Raw genomic sequence first — 16,597 nt, 5'->3', positions numbered from 1 at the left:
TGTGAGGCGCCGAATCATTGCAGCTCCTTCGCCGGAATCACGGACAGCTCGAGCTGTTTGCCGCGCTGCTGAATCACGGCCGGCACAACCGAAATGCCGAAGCGGGCGGACAGCACGCCATGCTGATCGAAGTAGACCTGTTTCTTAAACTGCTTCGTGAGGTCGAGCCACGATCCAGCGATCAGGACGGGTTTCACGCGTGCGCCGGCGTGCGCCATCATGCGCTCAACGCCGGCCGCTTGTTCGCGGTCGCGGCCATCGAAAAATACGAGAGTCTCTGTGAAGGGCATCAAGTCGAGCGGGTTGAGCTTCGTCCCGGCCGGGATAACGACACGCCCGTCATCCGTCGTGACCGGCTTGGAATAGGTGACCGTCGGATCGATGAGTCGCAGGCTGCGCTCAGTCGCCGTGCGGATGCCCTCCACCGGTGCGGGGTTCTGGGCGCTATCGAGCGATCGATGGGTCGCCGCTTCTTGCAGCCGCTTCAGTTCCCCGCTCCGTTCCTTCACGCGCAGCTTGGCCATGATCTGTGCGACGGCGTCCGGCTCCGCGATCGGGTAGGCGGGGCCGATTGCGCCAAGCATGCCGGCATGGACGTCGCCGATCGCACCGGCGACCAACATAGCGGCGGCGACCGCCTTAGAAAATTTCATATGCCCTCCCGATTACGTCGTGCTGGGGAATATTTCCGGTCAGCGCGTAACGTGAATCCAGGCTGTTCGGGTTCGGTGTCGCGACGAAATAGTGGCCGTCGGGAATCACCCCCGGCGCGGCAGGCTTCAACGGAACGCCAGCGAGAGTGACGGTCTTTGCACGGCCGATCACGACACCGTTTACGTAATAGACGCCGTCTCGTACCGAGACGACGTCGCCTCCTGCACCGGCGATGCGCTTGATGAACGTCACACCACGGGGATAAGTTGCTCCGCCGTGCCAACGAAACGCGACCAAATCACCCCGCTTGACGGGTTCAGCGATATGCGTGACGTAGAGCGTGCCCGGCAGGCTGCTCGTCAGATTGATCGAATAGTCAAACCACGGATTGAGCGACCAGCATACGAAGCCGGCCAGACCCAGCGTGCCGGAGGCGCCGATCGCCGCAAGCCGTACGGCGCAGTATCGGCGCGAGCGGCGCGGCCATGAGTAGGATTCGGTCGGAGCGGGGATCATTTGAGGTCTCCACACGGTCACGACCAACGACGTGCATTGCGGGCAATGACGATCGCCACAATGCCGTACGTCATGCAGCCGAGCGCGCCATCCATGCCCGCAACAACGAGAGTGACTGCTGCGAACCCGACGCTCAAGCACCCGATGAACAGCCAGAACAGTGCGATGGCCGTCCAGCGCGGCGGCACGGACTGTTCGCCGGCTCGAGCGGAATCAGAACGAGGCGTTTTGAGCATGGCCGCTCCTCATGCCTGTCAAGTCCCAGGCGTTAACCCTCTCCATCGCATCGAATGCAGCAGCGGCATCGCGCTCGCGAAACGCCGCGGCGAGTTGCGCGATCGCCTGACGTTCGCCATCGGCGACGTCTACCAGCGTCGACCCGCCATCCAGATCGCCCTGTGGGCGGACCTCCGCAAAGCAGGTCATTTGCCTCAAAAGCTGATTGCGGCTTGCCGCTAGAATCGCGACGTGCAGCGTTTCGCGGTACTTCTCGTAGTCCGCATGATTGATCGGTGCAAGGCGGCGATAGCAGGCGGCCAGAATGCGCTCGCGCGTCGGGTCGTTCGAATAGACCGCTGCTTCCGCCGCTGCCAGGGGTTCGAGCAATTGGCGGACTGCAGCGAGATCGCGTTGAAAGGTCGGATCCGGCTCGCGCTGGTGACGCCAGCGGACAACCTCCTGATCGCTCACGCGCCACTGCCGCGCGTCGACAATGCGCGTTCCCGACTTCGGGCGCACCTCAACCATGTTGCGCGCGAGCAATCTGCTGATCGCCTCGCGCAGCACTGTCCGGCTGACTCCGAATTCGGCGGCCAAGACATCTTGCGGGGGCAACAACTGGTCGGGATAGCTGCGTGTCACGATCGTGCCAGCGAGCAAGTCGAGGCTGACTTCAACCCGTGAACGTGTGAGATCCGCGAATGCGCTCGCTACTTGCCGATCATTCCGCGCGGGCTCGGTTGTCACGTCCTCCGCCTCGTCGGCTGTCAACGGCGTCAGCAGGGTGTTGAGAGCGTCGCTATTCAAGTCTGCACCTCGCTTAGTAGGCAAGCGTGTAGTCAGCGCCTTGGTTCCAGCGCGACTGCCAATGGTTGAGATAGCTGCGTGCGAGATCGGGGCAGCCGGTAAGCAGCACGACGTTTTCGCTATTGCGGCGCGCCGCGGCGGCGCTGAAATTGAAGGAGCCCGTCTCGACCGCGGCGCCGTCAATGACGATGAATTTGTCGTGGTGGATCGCGTAAGCGGAGATCGTGCGCGTCGGGATGCCGGCCTGCACGAGCACGTTGAGCGCAGCCTGTTGTGTGCGCTTCATGCTTTCCTTCGCGTCGGCCAAGACCGCGACGTCGATCCCGCGGCGCTTGGCGCCTACCAGCGCGCGTGCGACGGTCGGAGACGTAAACGTGTAGGCCGCGAGTCGGACCGACTGCCGCGCACGTTCGAGCGCGGTCAGCACGAGCTGCTCTGCAGTCCCCTCAGGCGAATAGCCGACGTCGACGGCACAGGTCACCGCGGCGTACGCGGGCTGCGCGGCAGCCGCGTTCGCCGCGAGCGCGATCATCGCGGCCGCGAGCATGTTGCTCAATGAGGATTGGTGACGTGCGACTTCGCTTCTGTTCATGTCTCTGTCCTTATGTGTTTCAGCATTGGCTCAAAAGCACTGCCGCTGAAACGGGTTTCCCAACCACGGCGCGACTCCGCGCGCCCACAATTGCGTTAGATCGAAGAAAAACAAGCCGATGACGATGCCGACCACCAACGCGACGATCGCGAGCACGAGGAAGTAGCTCACACCTGCCGCCGGCGATTCGTGAAAGATCGTGAAGCCGATCTTCGTTGCAAGAAACAAGTACATGGCGACGGCCGCCGGAGTGGCGAAGTAAAGCAAGGTCGGGCACATGTTGGGGTTGGGCGCGGGCGCAAGCGACAGCGCCGCGGCGATCCAAAACAGCACGGCGATGCACTCGGCGAGTAGCCCGAGCGCGAACCAACCGGAGTGATGTTTTTTCTCAGTCACTTCGCGCGACCTGATCGGTTAGCAACGTCGTTCCGGTTGCTGTTGGACGCATCGGCCGAGCTAGCCTGCGCTGATTCGTCCACCGCAGATGCAGCCGATGCTGCCGGGGCCGCGTCCGCCGCCCCAGCGGACGCGCTTCCAGACATGGACTGCGCCTTTGCACCCGCGATCCGGGAAGATCCAATGTCGCGCCAGGACTGGGCATTTGCGCGCGGCGAGGTCGCGTAAAGCTCCTTCAGTGTCGCCGTGTAGTCGGACGCGGTGTCCATGACGGCCAGCAAGGCACTCGCATCACCGCGGTAGTCGCTGCTGCATGCGGTGGACAGGGCGGCCATGGCAAGAGCGACGACCACACCGCGAAACCGAAAGACGGGCATTAATACATTCATCGCGCGGCTCCGGTGTTTGACGAAGCCGACGCAGTGCCCGCAGCCCCGCTTGGCGTTACGCTGACGTGGCTGGCAGGCCCCGCCCACGTCTCGCGCAGACTCTTAGGATCGCTCGTCGGATGAGCTCGGAGATATTCGTCCACTGCCGCTACGGCTCTATCCGCCAGACGCTCCGCATCCTCAAAGGACACCCGAGACTGGTCAGCGTGAACTCGAACACGGATGACGGCCGGAGCCGGCTGCGCGATGACAATTCGGAACTTCGAATCGTGCAGTGCCTCGGCATCGAAAAGCCATTCCGTACCGGGCCTCATTCCAGACGGCCCGATATAGCTACGAACCTGGAATGTCGCGCCGTCTTTACGAGACTGTTCGTCGCTCATCGCGACATCGCAGACCAAACGATCGGCCAACCACCCAGTGTCAACGTAGCAGTCGATCCGCGCGACTTGCGGCGAAAGCGTGGCTTTGCTCAACAGGTCGGTCAGCTGCTGATTGAAAATCGGTTCGGGGGCCGAATTTCGGTAGTCCTGGCTGCATGCACTCAATGCGCAGGCAGCGAGGGCGAACGCGCCAGCGATGCTGGCGCGACGGTCAATGTTCATCTTCACTTTTGATCACCTCCGGTATCGGGCGTACGCAGCGCCGGAAGAGCGCGCGACACAGTGACATCAATTTGGTATTCGCTGCCGTCAGCCCTGGGCGTCAATCGCTTGACCCCGTCCATGGCCGCGAGCGGATCGCGCGTCCAGGTGGTGAGCGTGAGTTCTGTTGTCTCGTCGACCGCCAGTGCGGAGCCAGTCGAGGCCGGAAGGCTTGTCTGACGCGAAAGATCGAAAGCGGGCGCAGATGAAGCCGGAGTTCCCGTCGCGGCGAGAGCAACGGCGCGAGGCGAGACCTTCGGTCGGCCGACGATCCAGTCGACGACCGACGCGGCTGCAGGCGCACCCAACACGAACGCACCCGCCATGGTTGCGACGAGCGCAGTCGCACCAGCAACCACCCAGCCCCGCGGAACCTGCGCGGGTCGAGGGTCACGGTCGTCGCTCGAGTCAATAAACTCAGGCTGACGCAGGCGAACATGCAGGAATTCGCCAGCGCGCAAGAGCAGTTGATCGAGCACAGCCTGATTCGGCTGCGTACGCACGAGCGTAAGCAGCGCTTCGAGTTCGTCATACTCGGGCGAATGGAAGCGCGATTCGAAACCGATGCGCTCTGCGAGTCGGGCGAGTGCACGCCCAGAGTACGCATCGAGGTGCGCGAACACATGACGAACCTGATGGTCGAAGACCTTTCGGTCCACGCCGACGAGCGGGAATTCCTCGGGATAGTCGACGACCACGTTCATTTCCGTGCTCCCTTCGGTTGGTCGAGCTTGAACTGCGCGCTCAACGCGTCCGTATAGTCGACAACTGCCTCGGTGTTCAGTACCGCTGCCTTGTTGACGAGCACGCACTTGCAGCTGCGGCCGAGCACATCGACGGCCTCGGAGAGTTCGCGTGCGAACCGGGCGGTGTCGTCGACGGCCGCCTGCGCGTCGCTGGCGCTTGGTGCGGCCTGTGCGCCATGGCTCGAGCGGAATGCAGCAAGCTGTCGCGTCTGCGCCGCCTCAACGAGTTTCTGGAGGTCAACGGTAGCAACGGGCGCCGCACGGTGCGCCGAGACGGAGTAAAGCACCGGCCCGATGACGGCGAGCGTCACCAGGGAAGACGCCAGTACCGGCACTGCATGGCGCATCCAGTCGCGTCGTGTGCGGCTAGGAGCGGTTGATGCATCGACCGCGACCGAGTCCGACGCGGGGACCGGAGGATCTGCCGGCAGCGTCGGCTCTTGACGCGAGACGTTCGGTTCAGTCGTCATGCTGCGGCCCTCGCGCGGCGGCGTTCGAGCATCACTTCGAGCGCCTGGAAGTGTGTGTAGCCTTGTTTGAGAAGATGGTTGCGCTCCTCAACGTCCTCGCCGGTGGACGTCGCCACCAGCAGTGCGAACGGATCGGGGATATGCCGCACCAACATTTGGCCGTCCGGCGAATCGATGATCATCTCCGCGAACTGGCCATCTTCCTTCTGCAGCGAGCGGATCATCTTCTCGACCGCCGGCGTGAAGCTCGCAAGACCGTCCTTGATGAGGTTGTCGAGCTTCTGCTTGTCCTGGCGAAGAATGAACTTCCAGTCTGCGTTGTTGTATGCAGCCTTTGACGCGTCGTTCTTGTATGCGTCTTCGATCGACTGTGTGCCCAGTCCGAAGATGCCCTTGTACTTGCGCGCGCGCCGATAGCCTTCCTCGATGAAGAGTGCTGTCTCCCGATCGTCGCCAAGGAGCTGCCACGCTTCGTCGACTACACACAGCTTGGGGAGGTTTCGCGGCGACATATACATGTCGTGTGCGATCTTGCTGGTCAGTGCGAACAGCACCACGCGGCGCAGCTCGGGCGCATCCTTCAATTCTTCGAGCTCGAGGCAGGTCAGGTCGTTGTCGAACGAGATGTTCGCCTCGCCGTTGAAGAAGCGGCCGTAGACGCCGCCTTCACAGAACGGGCGAAGTTGCCGGCCGAGCTCGTAAGCGATACGTTCGATTTCGCCCTTCTCGTTCTTGATCTCGGTCATCAGATACTCGGCGATCAACGTCGGGTTGGATGCCCGGTTGTGGCGATTCCACACGACGGTGATTGCCTCCTCAATGAACGCGTACTGCAGCGCATTGAGCGGCGCCTCCGGCGACGCCATGCGGCCGATCAGCGGCTTGAGCATCCGAAGTTCCTGCTCGAAGGTGTTCTCTTCGTCGACGCCGACCCACGAGAACGGGTTCACGCAGATTTTTGAGTTCAGCGTGAAGCGGATGAACGCTCCGTCCAGCATGTTCACGAAGTTTTCGTAGCCGCCACCGACGTCGATGATGGCGCAGCGCGCGCCGACACTTCGATAGCCGAATGCAACCTCGTTGAGCGTCACGGTTTTTCCGGCACCCGAAACCCCAGACGCGAACAGGTTGTAATTGCCTTGTCTGTTCCGGTAAAAGTCGACCGGAGTGATCGCCCCCCGTCGGCCATAGAACAACATGATCGGATTGCCGTTTCCGCTCCATTCGCCGAGCACTGGCGACATATCGACAGCGTTGACGGTGGTCTTCTGGCTCATGAGGCGGTTGCGCTTCAGGTCGCCGCGCGCGCCCTTCGTCAGCGTCATCGGGATGCTCGCGTACAGCGCCTGCAGATTCATCATCCGAAGCGGGACGATCCGAAACCCGACGTGGTCCCAGAGGTTGATCGCCGTCTGGCTGTATCGGTTGATCTGCTGCCTCGGAGCAAAGAGGATCAACGTGTGATACAGCTCGCACATCTGCCCGCCTGCATCCAGCTGAACCTGGACCATCTTCCAGTCACGGCTCTGGGCAGCGAGACTCGGCTGGAACTTTGCCATCTTCGATTCGGCGTTCTGTTGCGCCCGCGCCGTGCGAACCTGGACGCGGCTGTCGACCACGTTGCGGTCAAGCGTGAAGATCCCGCCGCAGATCAGGTACGGACACGGGTATTGGAGCTGGGTGTCGGTAAACGAGCCGACAATGCCCGTCATTTCCCACAGATGCTTGCTCCTCGGATAGCGTTGCACGCCAAACGCTCGAACGGCCACTCGCGTGTCTGGCTCGTCCTCGCCCGGAGGAACGCCAAACAGGATCTCGGTAGTGCGCACGCGTGCGCGGTGCCCGAATGCCGTGATCTGCTCCTTGATGGGGCGTGTCGGGTCGTACCGAAGATCCGGCATCGGCTCGCCGTTGAACAAGTATTCCGGGTTAAAGATTGGGAACAGAAAAGCAATCAGATCGTCAGCGTCCATCTGGCGCGCCGGCAGCTTGCCAGCGCGCAGTGACGACATGAGCGTCGACTTCAGGTCTGCCATTTCGCTGACGAGCGTGTGATCAGTGTGCGATCCGGAGCGGGTGACCGAAAACACCAGCCGCGTTTGCTTGACGAGAAATGGAGCGGAGTCCCACAGCGATTGCCCTTGCATCGAACGGATGTATGCCGTCCGCCGACGGGCAATCTCGAGGAACATAGGATCTACTTTCCCGGCCTCGACCGCTTCGTGGCGCAAGTCCTCGTAGTGTTCGAGCACGGCATCCACGCGCGTCGAGCCGAAAAGACACCACTGGACGCCTGTACCTGCAGGGATCGGTGTGAACAGCGTTGTCAGTTGGCTGACCATGTCCTCGTCGGCACCGGTTTGCTGGACGACCGAGAAACAGAACGCCACAGCGTTGTCGTTGTAGAAGAGGCCCGTGTCGTCGTCGTACTGGTCGTACTTCAGGATGTGATGAAGGCCGGATGGCGACGAGCCCTCGCGTGAATTCAGCGTGGCCTCGATGTCGTCATGCGCCGGCGTCTCGCCGAGAACTGCGTCGCGCCAGAAGCTTTGCGCGGCGTCTCGCGCCTGCCGGAGCCACGATCGGTCGAAGATTTGTGCCATGGTCAACGCCCCACGGTCGACGCGTCCGGCATACGTACGCCGGCCGCGAACTGCTTGAGCGAGTCGCCTGCCATTGCGGCCTGGCGCATGGCTTCGTCGGCCATGCCAGAGAGGCCTCCGGTTGGCGCGGGCACGCCGGAATCGAGCGCCGGGACAGTTGCAGCCGCCGGCGCCGCGGGTGGGGGCACCGCCGCCGGCGCACCCGCGCCGTCGCGAACGGCAATGCCGGGAGCGGGCCGATACAGATCGCGGATCCGGCGTTGGTTGTGCGCGATTAACCACTGGCCGTTATCAATCACGAGATACGCGTAGGATTGGTCGTAGAGGTCGCCGTCGGCGTCCTCCCACGGCGCGAACCAGAGGCGGAGCTCACGCGGCGCGCTGCGGATCGGTGATCCAGAGAACAACGGACGGGACAGCACAGCACTGCCCGGCGCAGGCGTCTTGGTAGTCGTCGCCAGCGATGCACCGTGGCTGATTTGTTGTCCAGGAAGGTTGTTCGCGCGGAGATTCGCGTACACGCCGGACATCGACGCGCAGGCGACACCGTCTGGCGCCTTGCACGAGAATTTGTTGGAAGCATCCAGTCCAGAGAAGGAACAGCCGGCGAGGCAGATAGCGGCCGCCGTGATCAGCGCGGTGCAACGAATCGGATTCCGGTTCATTTGAAGGCTCCTTGCGGCTGAGCCGAGGCGTTCGACGAGGCGGCACTTGTGCCGGCATCGAGCCACGCGCTGAGCTGCGCCGCCGACACTGCGCCGGGCAGCATCCGACCGTCTTCGGCGATGATCGTTGGCGTGCCGGTGACGCCGAGTCGGGAGCCGAGCACGATGTTGTCGTTGATCGGGTGGTGGCAGGAGCCGAGCGGCGGAAGCCGGCTCTCCGTCATCCACTCCCGCCACGCTTTCGCTGGATCTGCCGAGCACTGGATGCGAATCGACTTCGTCATGGCGTCCGGATGAAGCGATTCGAGCGGATAGAGGAACGTGTAGATCGTCACGTTGTCGACCATGGCGAGCTGCTGCTCCAGCTGGTGGCAATACGGGCAGTCGGGATCGGAGAACACAGCGAGGACGCGCTGTCCGTTACCGTGAACGGTCTTGATTGCGTGGTTCAGGACCGCCGCGGGGAAGCGGGTCTTGTACCCCTGAGCCTTGCGCTGTTCGGTGATGTCGACCTGGTCCTGCATGTCGTACAGGTGCCCGAACAGGAAGTAGCGGCCAGTGCTGTCCGTGTACGCCACCGTCTCGCCCATCGACACCTCGTACAGGCCGGGCAGTGGGGCCGGCTTGACGTCGCGAAACGGTGTCTTCGGATAGGTCGCCGCCAGGTGGTCCGAGACCTGCTGGGCGGCTGCCGTATCGTCGGCGGCGTAAGCGATCGAGGTATAGGTAAGGGTCGTAGCGAGCGCGGCGACGAGCAGCCGGACGCGACCGCGCGAAAGGCGGTTATTCATCTCGGGTTCTCCGATTGCGATTGCGGGAACGGTCGAACGTCGAACGCGCGTCGAAGAGAGCGGCCGTGGCCGCATCGACGTACACGCCCTTGGTGATCGAGACTTCGATCGTTCGGGTTGCGTCCGTTTCGATTACAGGGAAGAGCTTGTCAGCAGCCTTCAGGTAGTACTGCGCGAGCATCTGGCCGGCAGTTCCGACACCACCGCCGATTGCGGCTCGGCCAACCTGACCGCCATCGATCGTCTGCGCAACGCCGCCGCCTCCGAACGACGTCACCGTCGCGGACTGTTGGAACGCCTGGCCGATGCCACCAAGCGAGCCGGCCAGAATCGCATTCGCGAGAACCTGGCCCTGCTTCGTGACAAGTCGCCCACGAACGCCTTCCTTACCGTCTTCGCCGATAAGCTTTCCCTTGATTTCGAGCTCAATCGGATGGCCGGCGATAATGCACGACAAGATTTGTGTGCGGCCCATCATGCGTTCTGCAGACAGATCACCCCACGCGCTTGATACGATCCGACAGCCCCGAACATCGAGGCTCTTTCCGTTCGGGAGATTCGCTGGTTTGATCGCTTCAAGGTCTACGGAAAGCGGATCACTCTGCGCTTGCCCGCCAGTCGGGGCGTCGACGCCGTTGAGCATCGCAACCGGGATGAAGGAGCCGGCCGGTAACAAGTTGACGTCGCCTTTGCCACCGGCACCACCAGCGGCTCCGCCGTTGGTTGAGGTGGTCATCTTGTAGCGGCGCGCTCGTGCGTCGACAGGAAATCCTTGAACTTCGAGCTTCCCCCCGGTGCCGCCGGGGCCGGCACCGACGCCACCGGCGTCTGTGCTGTCGTCGAAATCGATGATCTCGAGTTCATTCGACACAGGCATGCCCTCGCCGATTGGTGTATTCAGTGCGGTGTTGTCGCCCGGCGGCGTCAGTACGCGCTTGCCACCCAAACCTCGACCGGTCGTGCCAACAGGGAGAGGTTTGTTGAGGGTGGCCGGCGACGCCGTCGTCGCGGAAGTCGTTCCCGAGGGTGCAGAGGCAGCGGCTGCCGCAGACGCGGCGGCGGCGGCACTCGCCGCGGCACTGGCCTCGGCAGCTTTCTGGCCGGCGACATCGGATGCAACTTTGTCGATTGCGGCCTTGGCGGTTGCCTGTTCGGCAGCAACGCGTTGAACTCGCTGCTCGAGGTCGAGCAGCTTTGCATCGGATTGGCCCCGCCACGCGTCACGATCACTTATTGAGCCCGGCGGTTGAATCGTTTCAACAACAGGCTTCGGCTTAGCCGTCGGCGTAGCGTCTCCGCTTAGAAACAAGCCGACACCCGTCGCGGCAAGAATCAACACCATCGCCACAATCATGATCACGCGTTGGCGAGATTTGATGCGATCGTTCGTGCCCGCCCCTGCGGAAGAATCGTTTCGGTCACTCATCGCGGCCTCGCTCCCTGACAATGTAGACGCGCGTGCTGTCGCCCGGTGCGAGCGTTTGTTGCTCGACGGCGACGACCACGACGCCTGGGCGATACAGCTCTTGTTCTGCGATCACCATGTCGCTGCTGGACACGTTCGTGAGCGTGTATTGCTCACCCACGAACGTGTCGTCGACGTACTTCGTATCGAAAGTGAGGCGTGCTTCCTTCCACAGCGGCACGTCCTGATGCACGGGAACAGCTGAAGCTGCAGGATCTGCACTGGGATCGACCTGAGCGGCGGCCATCTCGTACACGAGATCCTTGATCGCGCTCTGGTACGCCGACGAAGTCGCCGCCGTGCGGGCTGCGGCGCTCCGACCGGGAGCGTCGCCGGCGGCCGGCACGATGATGTTCGCGGACGGCACTCGGCGCGGCTGCAACAGCAACTGGTAGGTAGCGCCTTGATCATCGATCACGTACAGGGTTTCGGTTCCCATCCCGTCCCCGCCATTTGCGAAGGCAAAATAGAAGACCCCGTTCCCCTTGTCCTTCACATAGGTCAGCGCGCCTTTGTGACTGGGCACAACCTTCTTGATGGCTCGCCCCGCGATCTCGAGACGGTTCTGCTCGGTCGCCGAAACCGTGTATTCCCGTGGCTCGCTCGCCCCCGCTGTCGCTGCGTTCGCGGGCAGAACGTTAGCGGCCGCTATTGGGAACAACGTTGCCGCGGCTATCCACTTGCGCAAGTTGCTGAACATAGGTCTGTCCTGTCAGGGTGATGTTGAAGGCGACGAGAAGGCTCCGATCTTCCTCGCCGACGAGCTTGTCGCCGATGTAGGTTTTGAACGTGCCGGTCGTAATCACACGGTTGTTGGGCCGGTCAATGCTCTTGGTACGCATCACAAAAATCGTCGTAATGCGCTCGCGCTTAATCCGGATCGCGGCCGCGTCGAGCATCGTCTTGATGACCGGGTACGCTGCCGGGTCGGTCATCTTGAGAATCACGGCGTTGTTGTGGTCGACCGTTTCCGGTGTTGTCGTCGCCTGCAGGCTCAACACGTAGTCGGACATGTCGCTGAGGTAGTCGCCATTCGCGGTGCCCGAGCCAATTACGTAGGCGTGCTGGATTTCTGGGGGCACAATTCGGGTAGGGTCACGAAGGACGAGAAACATCACGAGGATGAGGCCGAGAACGATCGTGCCGAGGGTGAAGACGAGGCAGAGCTTCAGGAATTTCACGCGGCTGCGAAGGTCGGCGCGCTCGTTCGCGGCGCGGTCGGGAGTCATGGTCGATTACCCCTGGAAATCACGCAGGTAGCTGTCGGGCAGGTCCGACATCGGCGGCTGCCCGGTCATCCAACCGAGCAGGTGAAAGGGAGCACCCTGGTGAGTGCCTGCCTTAAAGAACTTTGAATAGATGGTGGCCAGACCGAGCCCCAATGCGACGCCGAGGATCGGGTACCCGGTGCCAAGGCCAACAGTGATGCCGGTCATGACGACCATCGCAACGTCCCAATCCCAAAACAACAGCTTTGCGCCATCGTCGAGCGTGACGGGGATGGCGTGGGAGAGATCCTCGGCTGCCATTCTTCGTTCTCCTTTAGATTGTCGCGGTGAAGCTCGCGTTGATGATGCCGACGATGATGCCGACGAGCAGGCCCAGCGCGACACCACCGAACAGCCAGTTCCAGTCCTTGCGAACCGCTGCCATGAACATCCCGATCATCACGCATACGAGTGCGGCGAGCTTGCCGGCGTTGCCCTTGACCCAGTTCTCGAACTTCTGCGATGCGTCCTGGAACTCGGTGCCGTCGGAGGCGCCGACGTGCATGCAGGTGAACACGATCGAGACGATGAGGATGGTGAAGAGCAGGGCTTTCGCCCATTGGCGGAGCTCGTCGAACATCGCGTCGCGACGTCCGGGATCGAGCTGATAGGCGACGTTTTCCGGCGCGATCAGCGAGTTAGCGACAGACTTCAAAATGACGGACATGCTGGCTCCTTGCGGTGGCGGTTAAAAACTACTTGCAGAGACGCACGCGCGGCTTGTGCGAGACATGCCGCTTGTGCTTGACGGCCTTGCGTTTCGTGGCCGGCCGAGTAGTCGGCTCGGGAACCGTCCACTCGGGTTCGGGAGCGCGCGCGACGGGCGCCTGCGCAATGTGCTTAACCGTCCGCGGCGGGCATTCTTCGCCTTCGCAAATGACGAACTGGGCATCGGGACGCATGCCGAACTGCGTGACGTCGGATATCCGGCCGACTGGTTGCGGAGAAGCGAGCGTCTGGGCGCTCGCCGATGCGGCAAGTGCGGTTCCGAATACCGCTGCTGCAATTCGGACAGCGATCGACAAGATTGAGCGGGTCATTGGGCCTCCTGTTGGGCGCGTTTGTAGGCGGCGTAGTAGCGCTGGACGTCGCGTACATACCGAAGCTGCGCCGCCGTATTGGTGGAGGCCGGGCCGGTGTTGTAGCAACCGACAGCCTTCCAAGTGGTGCCGAACTGCGAGATGCAGTTGGCCAGCACCCAGGCGCCGACGCGCTGGCTGGTGCACGCGTCGAACAGGTCGCGACGTTGAATGCCGACACGTGCGAGCGTGGGAAGATGGACGGTGTTGATCTGCATCAGGCCGATGGCCTGATTCCCGTCCTTCAAAATCGGGCCACGTGCTCCCGTCCACCCTCGAGATTCTTTCCACGCGATTGCCTTGAGGAGAGCGGGATCGATGCCGTATTGCGAGCCGGCGTCTTCCCAGCAGGACGCGTGAGCAACTCGACAAGAAAGGACTGCGAGTGCGATTAGTAGTCCTATTTGTCTTATGGTAGGAGCCGGATAACGCATGTCTGCTAGCTACTAGGAGCGTCGGTCACGCAGCGGTGAGCTGCAAAACCGGACAGGAATAAAAAGCGCTTCGTGCGGGGGGAGCTGCACGAAGCGGAAGGCCAGCATCCGAGGGCCGGAAAATCCGCTGGCACGAGGAAAAAGGGTTGCGAGGCGATGTTCGAGGGATGTTTCGCGCGGCGCGCCGGCGCGAATGGGCCGGCAACGGAGGGGGCGAGAGAGGCGGACGAGCGCAGCCGCAGCTGCGAAAGCTGCCGGGCGAACGGCGGGGCGCGTTACATCGCGTAACGAATTAACGCTTGCGCGCAGACGCGCGAGCGCAGTCACTCCCGCCGGATGGCGTACAATGGCCAAAGCCATGGGTGCTCTCTCTCAAGACACTACTATTGGTCAGGTTGATGCCGGTGTTCCCGCACCTGCATCAACCGCTCACTTCAGTCCTGCGACAAACTCACCAGCTCAAAGTCCTGGTACCGAACGGTCAGCCTGGACCGTTGGGTGCAGTAGGCAATCACAAAGTCCAGTGCCTTATCCAGCGTTCGCCACATCTTCGGCGTACCGCGCTGGGTCTCAACTTCGACCCGCTTTCCGGACTTCAAGACCAGATCCACCTGCCACGTTTTGGACGGTCCTACATAGACGTCAACCTCATAGGTCTCGTCTATCAAAATTACCCTGCGCGATAGCTCTTCCTGAGTGATCCCCATGTTGGTGTCGGCATTCCTCGAAGACAAAGAAGCAGACGTTTTGGGCGATTTGCGCAGTTTTCTCAAGTTCAGATAATCAAAAATCAAAATTGATGTTTTGATATCACATTTGATTTATAGGCTAAGGTATCGCAGATCTGGTGTCAACCCTTATCGGCGGCCTCAGCGTGCATGACGCAGATCGAAGCGCCGCATGTATCTCGCGGGCGAACGCCACGGCGTGGTGCCCGTGTCCGTGCAGAGATAGGCTCTGTGCTGTTATCGAGATCCATGAGCCGTCGTCGGCCTGGAGACGACCCGCAACAACGATGTCCTTGGTGCGGCGGGCGATATGGCCAGGATCGTCGATGAACGCGTCGGGCTCGGAGCAGGGCACCAGAGTGCCGTCGGGACGGTACCTACGATCCGCAAACGTTTCAGCGATGGCAACAAGACCAGCCTCGCGAGCTTTGGCGACAAGGTGCCCGCCGGACAGACCATACAAGGCCAGCGACGGGTCGACGCGACGAACCGCGGCCACGACGACGTCGGCGATCGAGGCGTCATGCTCGGCATCGTTATAGAGCGCGCCGTGTGGTTTGACGTGCGCGAGACGGCCGCCCAGCGCTTTCACGATGCCCCCCAGCGCGCCTATCTGATATTGGATGCCTGCACAAAGGTCGTCGCGATCCATTTCCGACGAGGGACGACCGCAATGCGCTCTACCCGGATAGCTCGGATTCGCACCAATCGCGATGTCGCGCGCGAGCGCGGCGGACGCGGTCCTGTGCATCGTGGTCGGGTCGCCGGCATGCCAGCCACATGCGATGTTGATCGACGTCGCGTAGGTCATCAGGGCGTCGTCGTGTGCACGCCCCTCCCCGAGGTTGACGTTCAGGTCAATTGCTGCCACGGCGCGGCGCCTCCGTGTCGGGCGGAGAACAAGTTTGACGGCCGCGAATCTGGCCGTCGCCAACATAGTGGTTCTCCACTTGGCAGGTTCCATTCACGCCGTCGATCGGCAGCACGGCGATTTCGCTTGGCGACCTGTCGGCATGGCGTTGACCTATGAGGAGCGCGGTGAGGTAGCCGAGCGCCAAGAGGACCAGCGTCAGCGTTCGCTTGGTGGAGCTCATCGTGCGGCCTCCCGGTCGATTTGCCGATCGCACGCTCTACGGGATACCGAACAGCTGTGAAACTGCGACAGCATTTGCGCGGTCTCGTAGTCATTTTCGATCGCGATAGATGTGTCGGCCTTTGCTGCACTTTCGACCGCTGCGATTAAAGGCTTCGGCGCTGGGTCGTGCACGGCAACGCCCCAGGCCGACATTGACCGGTAGTTCCGATGGACCCGCTCCGGCAGCCTATCCCATGCGAGCCGTTCAGCTTCTGCGCCGGACTGGAACACGGCGAACCGTTGCGACGCTGAAAGGCCGTCGAGAAAGTGCTTGCTAACGACGAGAAATGAGACCGGATAGGCGTATCGCAGAGCGGTGAAATTCGGCAGGACGTCCGCGTACGCCCGGCCCGCGTCGCCATCGCCCGACGAAATGATTGCGTCGATCGCCCCTGCCTTGAGTTCGACGAGCGCCTCCTGGATTGGAAGGGACACGACCTGCGCGCCCAACCAGGCCATGACACGCCGCGAAGACTCGTCGTATGCACGAACACGCATTCCAACGAAATCGCGAGCGGAATCGATCGGCTTGCGGGACCAGATCCCCGTAGGCGGCCATGGAACGACGGCAAGCAGCACGAGACCCTGATGCGCGAGCGCTGTACGGTAAGCAGGCTTCGCAAGTCGGGCCATCTCACGCGCTTCATCGACTGATGTAACGCTATAGGGCCGCACGGAAAGTGCGAGGATCGGCTCTTTCGCCGCCAGGTCGCCAGCGAATAGGAGAGCGAAGGGGAGTCGCGTGGAATCGTCGGACAGCGCGGCGCCAAGGGTCTTGAACTCGAAGCGCGCGGAAACGTGCGCGGTGCCACCCAGTGCGGCTTCGAGCGTGCGAGCAAAGTCTACAGCTGCGTGCCCGGAAACCGTGTCCGCAGGATATGCCGTGGCGATCGTCCAGTTGGCAGTTGCCTGACTAGGCAGCTGTTGGGTGAGACCCAGTGCGGCTTGCGCGGCCCCCAGTAACGTGATTAGTGTCGCTATTGTTCGCAGCTTCAT

At 62.1% G+C, this 16,597-nt stretch carries 24 protein-coding genes; all 24 read right to left on the bottom strand.

From position 1 onward, the window contains the following. Window positions 1–14 precede the first annotated feature (14 nt). Entirely contained in the window at window positions 15–653 is a 639-nt protein-coding gene (gene traW / locus DTA15_RS13185) for a type-F conjugative transfer system protein TraW (RefSeq protein WP_006487379.1), read from the bottom strand. After that, window positions 640–1,170: a signal peptidase I gene (lepB, locus tag DTA15_RS13180; RefSeq protein ID WP_006487449.1), complete on the bottom strand. Its 531-nt coding sequence runs from the start codon at window positions 1,168–1,170 to the stop codon at window positions 640–642. Before lepB ends, traW begins: the two co-directional genes overlap by 14 nt. Window positions 1,171–1,187: 17 nt before the next feature. Next, entirely contained in the window at window positions 1,188–1,406 is a 219-nt protein-coding gene (locus tag DTA15_RS13175; protein WP_006487354.1) for a hypothetical protein, read from the bottom strand. Continuing rightward, on the bottom strand, window positions 1,384–2,196 hold the full coding sequence (locus DTA15_RS13170; RefSeq protein ID WP_006487420.1) for a FadR/GntR family transcriptional regulator: 813 nt from the start codon (window positions 2,194–2,196) through the stop codon (window positions 1,384–1,386). Before DTA15_RS13170 ends, DTA15_RS13175 begins: the two co-directional genes overlap by 23 nt. A gap of 13 nt (window positions 2,197–2,209) precedes the next feature. After that, window positions 2,210–2,743, bottom strand: a complete 534-nt coding sequence (locus tag DTA15_RS13165; RefSeq protein WP_020980048.1) for a phospholipase D family nuclease — start codon at window positions 2,741–2,743, stop codon at window positions 2,210–2,212. A 75-nt stretch (window positions 2,744–2,818) separates the two neighbouring features. Further along, a complete protein-coding gene (locus DTA15_RS13160; protein WP_006487376.1) occupies window positions 2,819–3,184 on the bottom strand; it encodes a hypothetical protein in 366 nt (121 codons plus the stop codon). Then, on the bottom strand, window positions 3,181–3,573 hold the full coding sequence (locus DTA15_RS13155; protein ID WP_006493936.1) for a hypothetical protein: 393 nt from the start codon (window positions 3,571–3,573) through the stop codon (window positions 3,181–3,183). Before DTA15_RS13155 ends, DTA15_RS13160 begins: the two co-directional genes overlap by 4 nt. Next, entirely contained in the window at window positions 3,570–4,178 is a 609-nt protein-coding gene (locus DTA15_RS13150; protein WP_034178476.1) for a hypothetical protein, read from the bottom strand. The genes DTA15_RS13155 and DTA15_RS13150 overlap by 4 nt, the downstream gene beginning before the upstream one ends. 2 nt (window positions 4,179–4,180) lie before the next feature. Beyond that, window positions 4,181–4,921: a hypothetical protein gene (locus DTA15_RS13145; protein WP_006487402.1), complete on the bottom strand. Its 741-nt coding sequence runs from the start codon at window positions 4,919–4,921 to the stop codon at window positions 4,181–4,183. After that, window positions 4,918–5,433: a hypothetical protein gene (locus DTA15_RS13140; protein WP_006487408.1), complete on the bottom strand. Its 516-nt coding sequence runs from the start codon at window positions 5,431–5,433 to the stop codon at window positions 4,918–4,920. Before DTA15_RS13140 ends, DTA15_RS13145 begins: the two co-directional genes overlap by 4 nt. Further along, on the bottom strand, window positions 5,430–8,036 hold the full coding sequence (gene traC / locus DTA15_RS13135; protein WP_006487362.1) for a type IV secretion system protein TraC: 2,607 nt from the start codon (window positions 8,034–8,036) through the stop codon (window positions 5,430–5,432). Before traC ends, DTA15_RS13140 begins: the two co-directional genes overlap by 4 nt. A 2-nt stretch (window positions 8,037–8,038) precedes the next feature. Beyond that, window positions 8,039–8,701 carry a type IV conjugative transfer system lipoprotein TraV gene (gene traV / locus DTA15_RS13130; protein WP_006487356.1) on the bottom strand — a complete coding sequence of 221 codons (663 nt, stop codon included), beginning with the start codon at window positions 8,699–8,701 and terminating at the stop codon, window positions 8,039–8,041. Beyond that, entirely contained in the window at window positions 8,698–9,492 is a 795-nt protein-coding gene (locus tag DTA15_RS13125) for a DsbC family protein (RefSeq protein WP_006487398.1), read from the bottom strand. Before DTA15_RS13125 ends, traV begins: the two co-directional genes overlap by 4 nt. Next, window positions 9,485–10,918, bottom strand: coding sequence for a TraB/VirB10 family protein (locus DTA15_RS13120; protein WP_006487384.1), 1,434 nt, complete (start codon window positions 10,916–10,918; stop codon window positions 9,485–9,487). Before DTA15_RS13120 ends, DTA15_RS13125 begins: the two co-directional genes overlap by 8 nt. Beyond that, complete coding sequence (locus tag DTA15_RS13115; RefSeq protein WP_012493842.1) at window positions 10,911–11,657, bottom strand: TraK domain-containing protein; 747 nt, start codon at window positions 11,655–11,657, stop codon at window positions 10,911–10,913. Before DTA15_RS13115 ends, DTA15_RS13120 begins: the two co-directional genes overlap by 8 nt. Further along, complete coding sequence (locus tag DTA15_RS13110; protein WP_006487381.1) at window positions 11,596–12,186, bottom strand: TraE/TraK family type IV conjugative transfer system protein; 591 nt, start codon at window positions 12,184–12,186, stop codon at window positions 11,596–11,598. Before DTA15_RS13110 ends, DTA15_RS13115 begins: the two co-directional genes overlap by 62 nt. Window positions 12,187–12,192: 6 nt before the next feature. Further along, window positions 12,193–12,486, bottom strand: coding sequence for a type IV conjugative transfer system protein TraL (gene traL / locus DTA15_RS13105; RefSeq protein WP_006487365.1), 294 nt, complete (start codon window positions 12,484–12,486; stop codon window positions 12,193–12,195). A 13-nt stretch (window positions 12,487–12,499) separates the two neighbouring features. Further along, entirely contained in the window at window positions 12,500–12,892 is a 393-nt protein-coding gene (locus tag DTA15_RS13100; RefSeq protein ID WP_006487426.1) for a hypothetical protein, read from the bottom strand. A 28-nt stretch (window positions 12,893–12,920) separates the two neighbouring features. Continuing rightward, entirely contained in the window at window positions 12,921–13,265 is a 345-nt protein-coding gene (locus tag DTA15_RS13095) for a hypothetical protein (RefSeq protein ID WP_006493942.1), read from the bottom strand. Beyond that, window positions 13,262–13,738 (bottom strand): lytic transglycosylase domain-containing protein, encoded by a 477-nt coding sequence (locus DTA15_RS13090; RefSeq protein WP_006487418.1) that lies wholly within the window; start codon window positions 13,736–13,738, stop codon window positions 13,262–13,264. Before DTA15_RS13090 ends, DTA15_RS13095 begins: the two co-directional genes overlap by 4 nt. A 434-nt stretch (window positions 13,739–14,172) precedes the next feature. Then, window positions 14,173–14,445 carry a hypothetical protein gene (locus DTA15_RS13085; protein ID WP_006493934.1) on the bottom strand — a complete coding sequence of 91 codons (273 nt, stop codon included), beginning with the start codon at window positions 14,443–14,445 and terminating at the stop codon, window positions 14,173–14,175. Between the two features lie 121 nt (window positions 14,446–14,566). Further along, complete coding sequence (gene pxpA, locus DTA15_RS13080; RefSeq protein ID WP_006487404.1) at window positions 14,567–15,337, bottom strand: 5-oxoprolinase subunit PxpA; 771 nt, start codon at window positions 15,335–15,337, stop codon at window positions 14,567–14,569. After that, complete coding sequence (locus tag DTA15_RS13075; protein WP_006487429.1) at window positions 15,324–15,560, bottom strand: hypothetical protein; 237 nt, start codon at window positions 15,558–15,560, stop codon at window positions 15,324–15,326. The genes pxpA and DTA15_RS13075 overlap by 14 nt, the downstream gene beginning before the upstream one ends. Next, on the bottom strand, window positions 15,557–16,597 hold a 1,041-nt coding region (gene dctP / locus DTA15_RS13070; RefSeq protein WP_006493948.1), incomplete at its 5' end, for a TRAP transporter substrate-binding protein DctP. The genes dctP and DTA15_RS13075, both read right to left, overlap by 4 nt.

It is taken from the genome of Burkholderia cenocepacia (genome assembly GCF_900446215.1).
Classification (GTDB): domain Bacteria; phylum Pseudomonadota; class Gammaproteobacteria; order Burkholderiales; family Burkholderiaceae; genus Burkholderia; species Burkholderia cenocepacia.
The sequence above is the reverse complement of the archived record's forward strand: the minus strand, read 5'-3'. Positions and strand labels throughout refer to the sequence as shown.

Bases quoted from the DNA above. Each gene is read 5' to 3' on its own strand.
- traW (WP_006487379.1), bottom strand. From the start codon at position 653: ATGAAATTTTCTAAGGCGGTCGCCGCCGCTATGTTGGTCGCCGGTGCG.
- lepB (WP_006487449.1), bottom strand. From the start codon at position 1,170: ATGATCCCCGCTCCGACCGAATCCTACTCATGGCCGCGCCGCTCGCGC.
- DTA15_RS13175 (WP_006487354.1), bottom strand. From the start codon at position 1,406: ATGCTCAAAACGCCTCGTTCTGATTCCGCTCGAGCCGGCGAACAGTCC.
- DTA15_RS13165 (WP_020980048.1), bottom strand. From the start codon at position 2,743: ATGCTCGCGGCCGCGATGATCGCGCTCGCGGCGAACGCGGCTGCCGCG.
- DTA15_RS13155 (WP_006493936.1), bottom strand. From the start codon at position 3,573: ATGAATGTATTAATGCCCGTCTTTCGGTTTCGCGGTGTGGTCGTCGCT.
- DTA15_RS13150 (WP_034178476.1), bottom strand. From the start codon at position 4,178: ATGAACATTGACCGTCGCGCCAGCATCGCTGGCGCGTTCGCCCTCGCT.
- DTA15_RS13145 (WP_006487402.1), bottom strand. From the start codon at position 4,921: ATGAACGTGGTCGTCGACTATCCCGAGGAATTCCCGCTCGTCGGCGTG.
- DTA15_RS13140 (WP_006487408.1), bottom strand. From the start codon at position 5,433: ATGACGACTGAACCGAACGTCTCGCGTCAAGAGCCGACGCTGCCGGCA.
- traC (WP_006487362.1), bottom strand. From the start codon at position 8,036: ATGGCACAAATCTTCGACCGATCGTGGCTCCGGCAGGCGCGAGACGCC.
- traV (WP_006487356.1), bottom strand. From the start codon at position 8,701: ATGAACCGGAATCCGATTCGTTGCACCGCGCTGATCACGGCGGCCGCT.
- DTA15_RS13125 (WP_006487398.1), bottom strand. From the start codon at position 9,492: ATGAATAACCGCCTTTCGCGCGGTCGCGTCCGGCTGCTCGTCGCCGCG.
- DTA15_RS13120 (WP_006487384.1), bottom strand. From the start codon at position 10,918: ATGAGTGACCGAAACGATTCTTCCGCAGGGGCGGGCACGAACGATCGC.
- DTA15_RS13115 (WP_012493842.1), bottom strand. From the start codon at position 11,657: ATGTTCAGCAACTTGCGCAAGTGGATAGCCGCGGCAACGTTGTTCCCA.
- DTA15_RS13110 (WP_006487381.1), bottom strand. From the start codon at position 12,186: ATGACTCCCGACCGCGCCGCGAACGAGCGCGCCGACCTTCGCAGCCGC.
- traL (WP_006487365.1), bottom strand. From the start codon at position 12,486: ATGGCAGCCGAGGATCTCTCCCACGCCATCCCCGTCACGCTCGACGAT.
- DTA15_RS13100 (WP_006487426.1), bottom strand. From the start codon at position 12,892: ATGTCCGTCATTTTGAAGTCTGTCGCTAACTCGCTGATCGCGCCGGAA.
- DTA15_RS13095 (WP_006493942.1), bottom strand. From the start codon at position 13,265: ATGACCCGCTCAATCTTGTCGATCGCTGTCCGAATTGCAGCAGCGGTA.
- DTA15_RS13090 (WP_006487418.1), bottom strand. From the start codon at position 13,738: ATGCGTTATCCGGCTCCTACCATAAGACAAATAGGACTACTAATCGCA.
- DTA15_RS13085 (WP_006493934.1), bottom strand. From the start codon at position 14,445: ATGGGGATCACTCAGGAAGAGCTATCGCGCAGGGTAATTTTGATAGAC.
- DTA15_RS13075 (WP_006487429.1), bottom strand. From the start codon at position 15,560: ATGAGCTCCACCAAGCGAACGCTGACGCTGGTCCTCTTGGCGCTCGGC.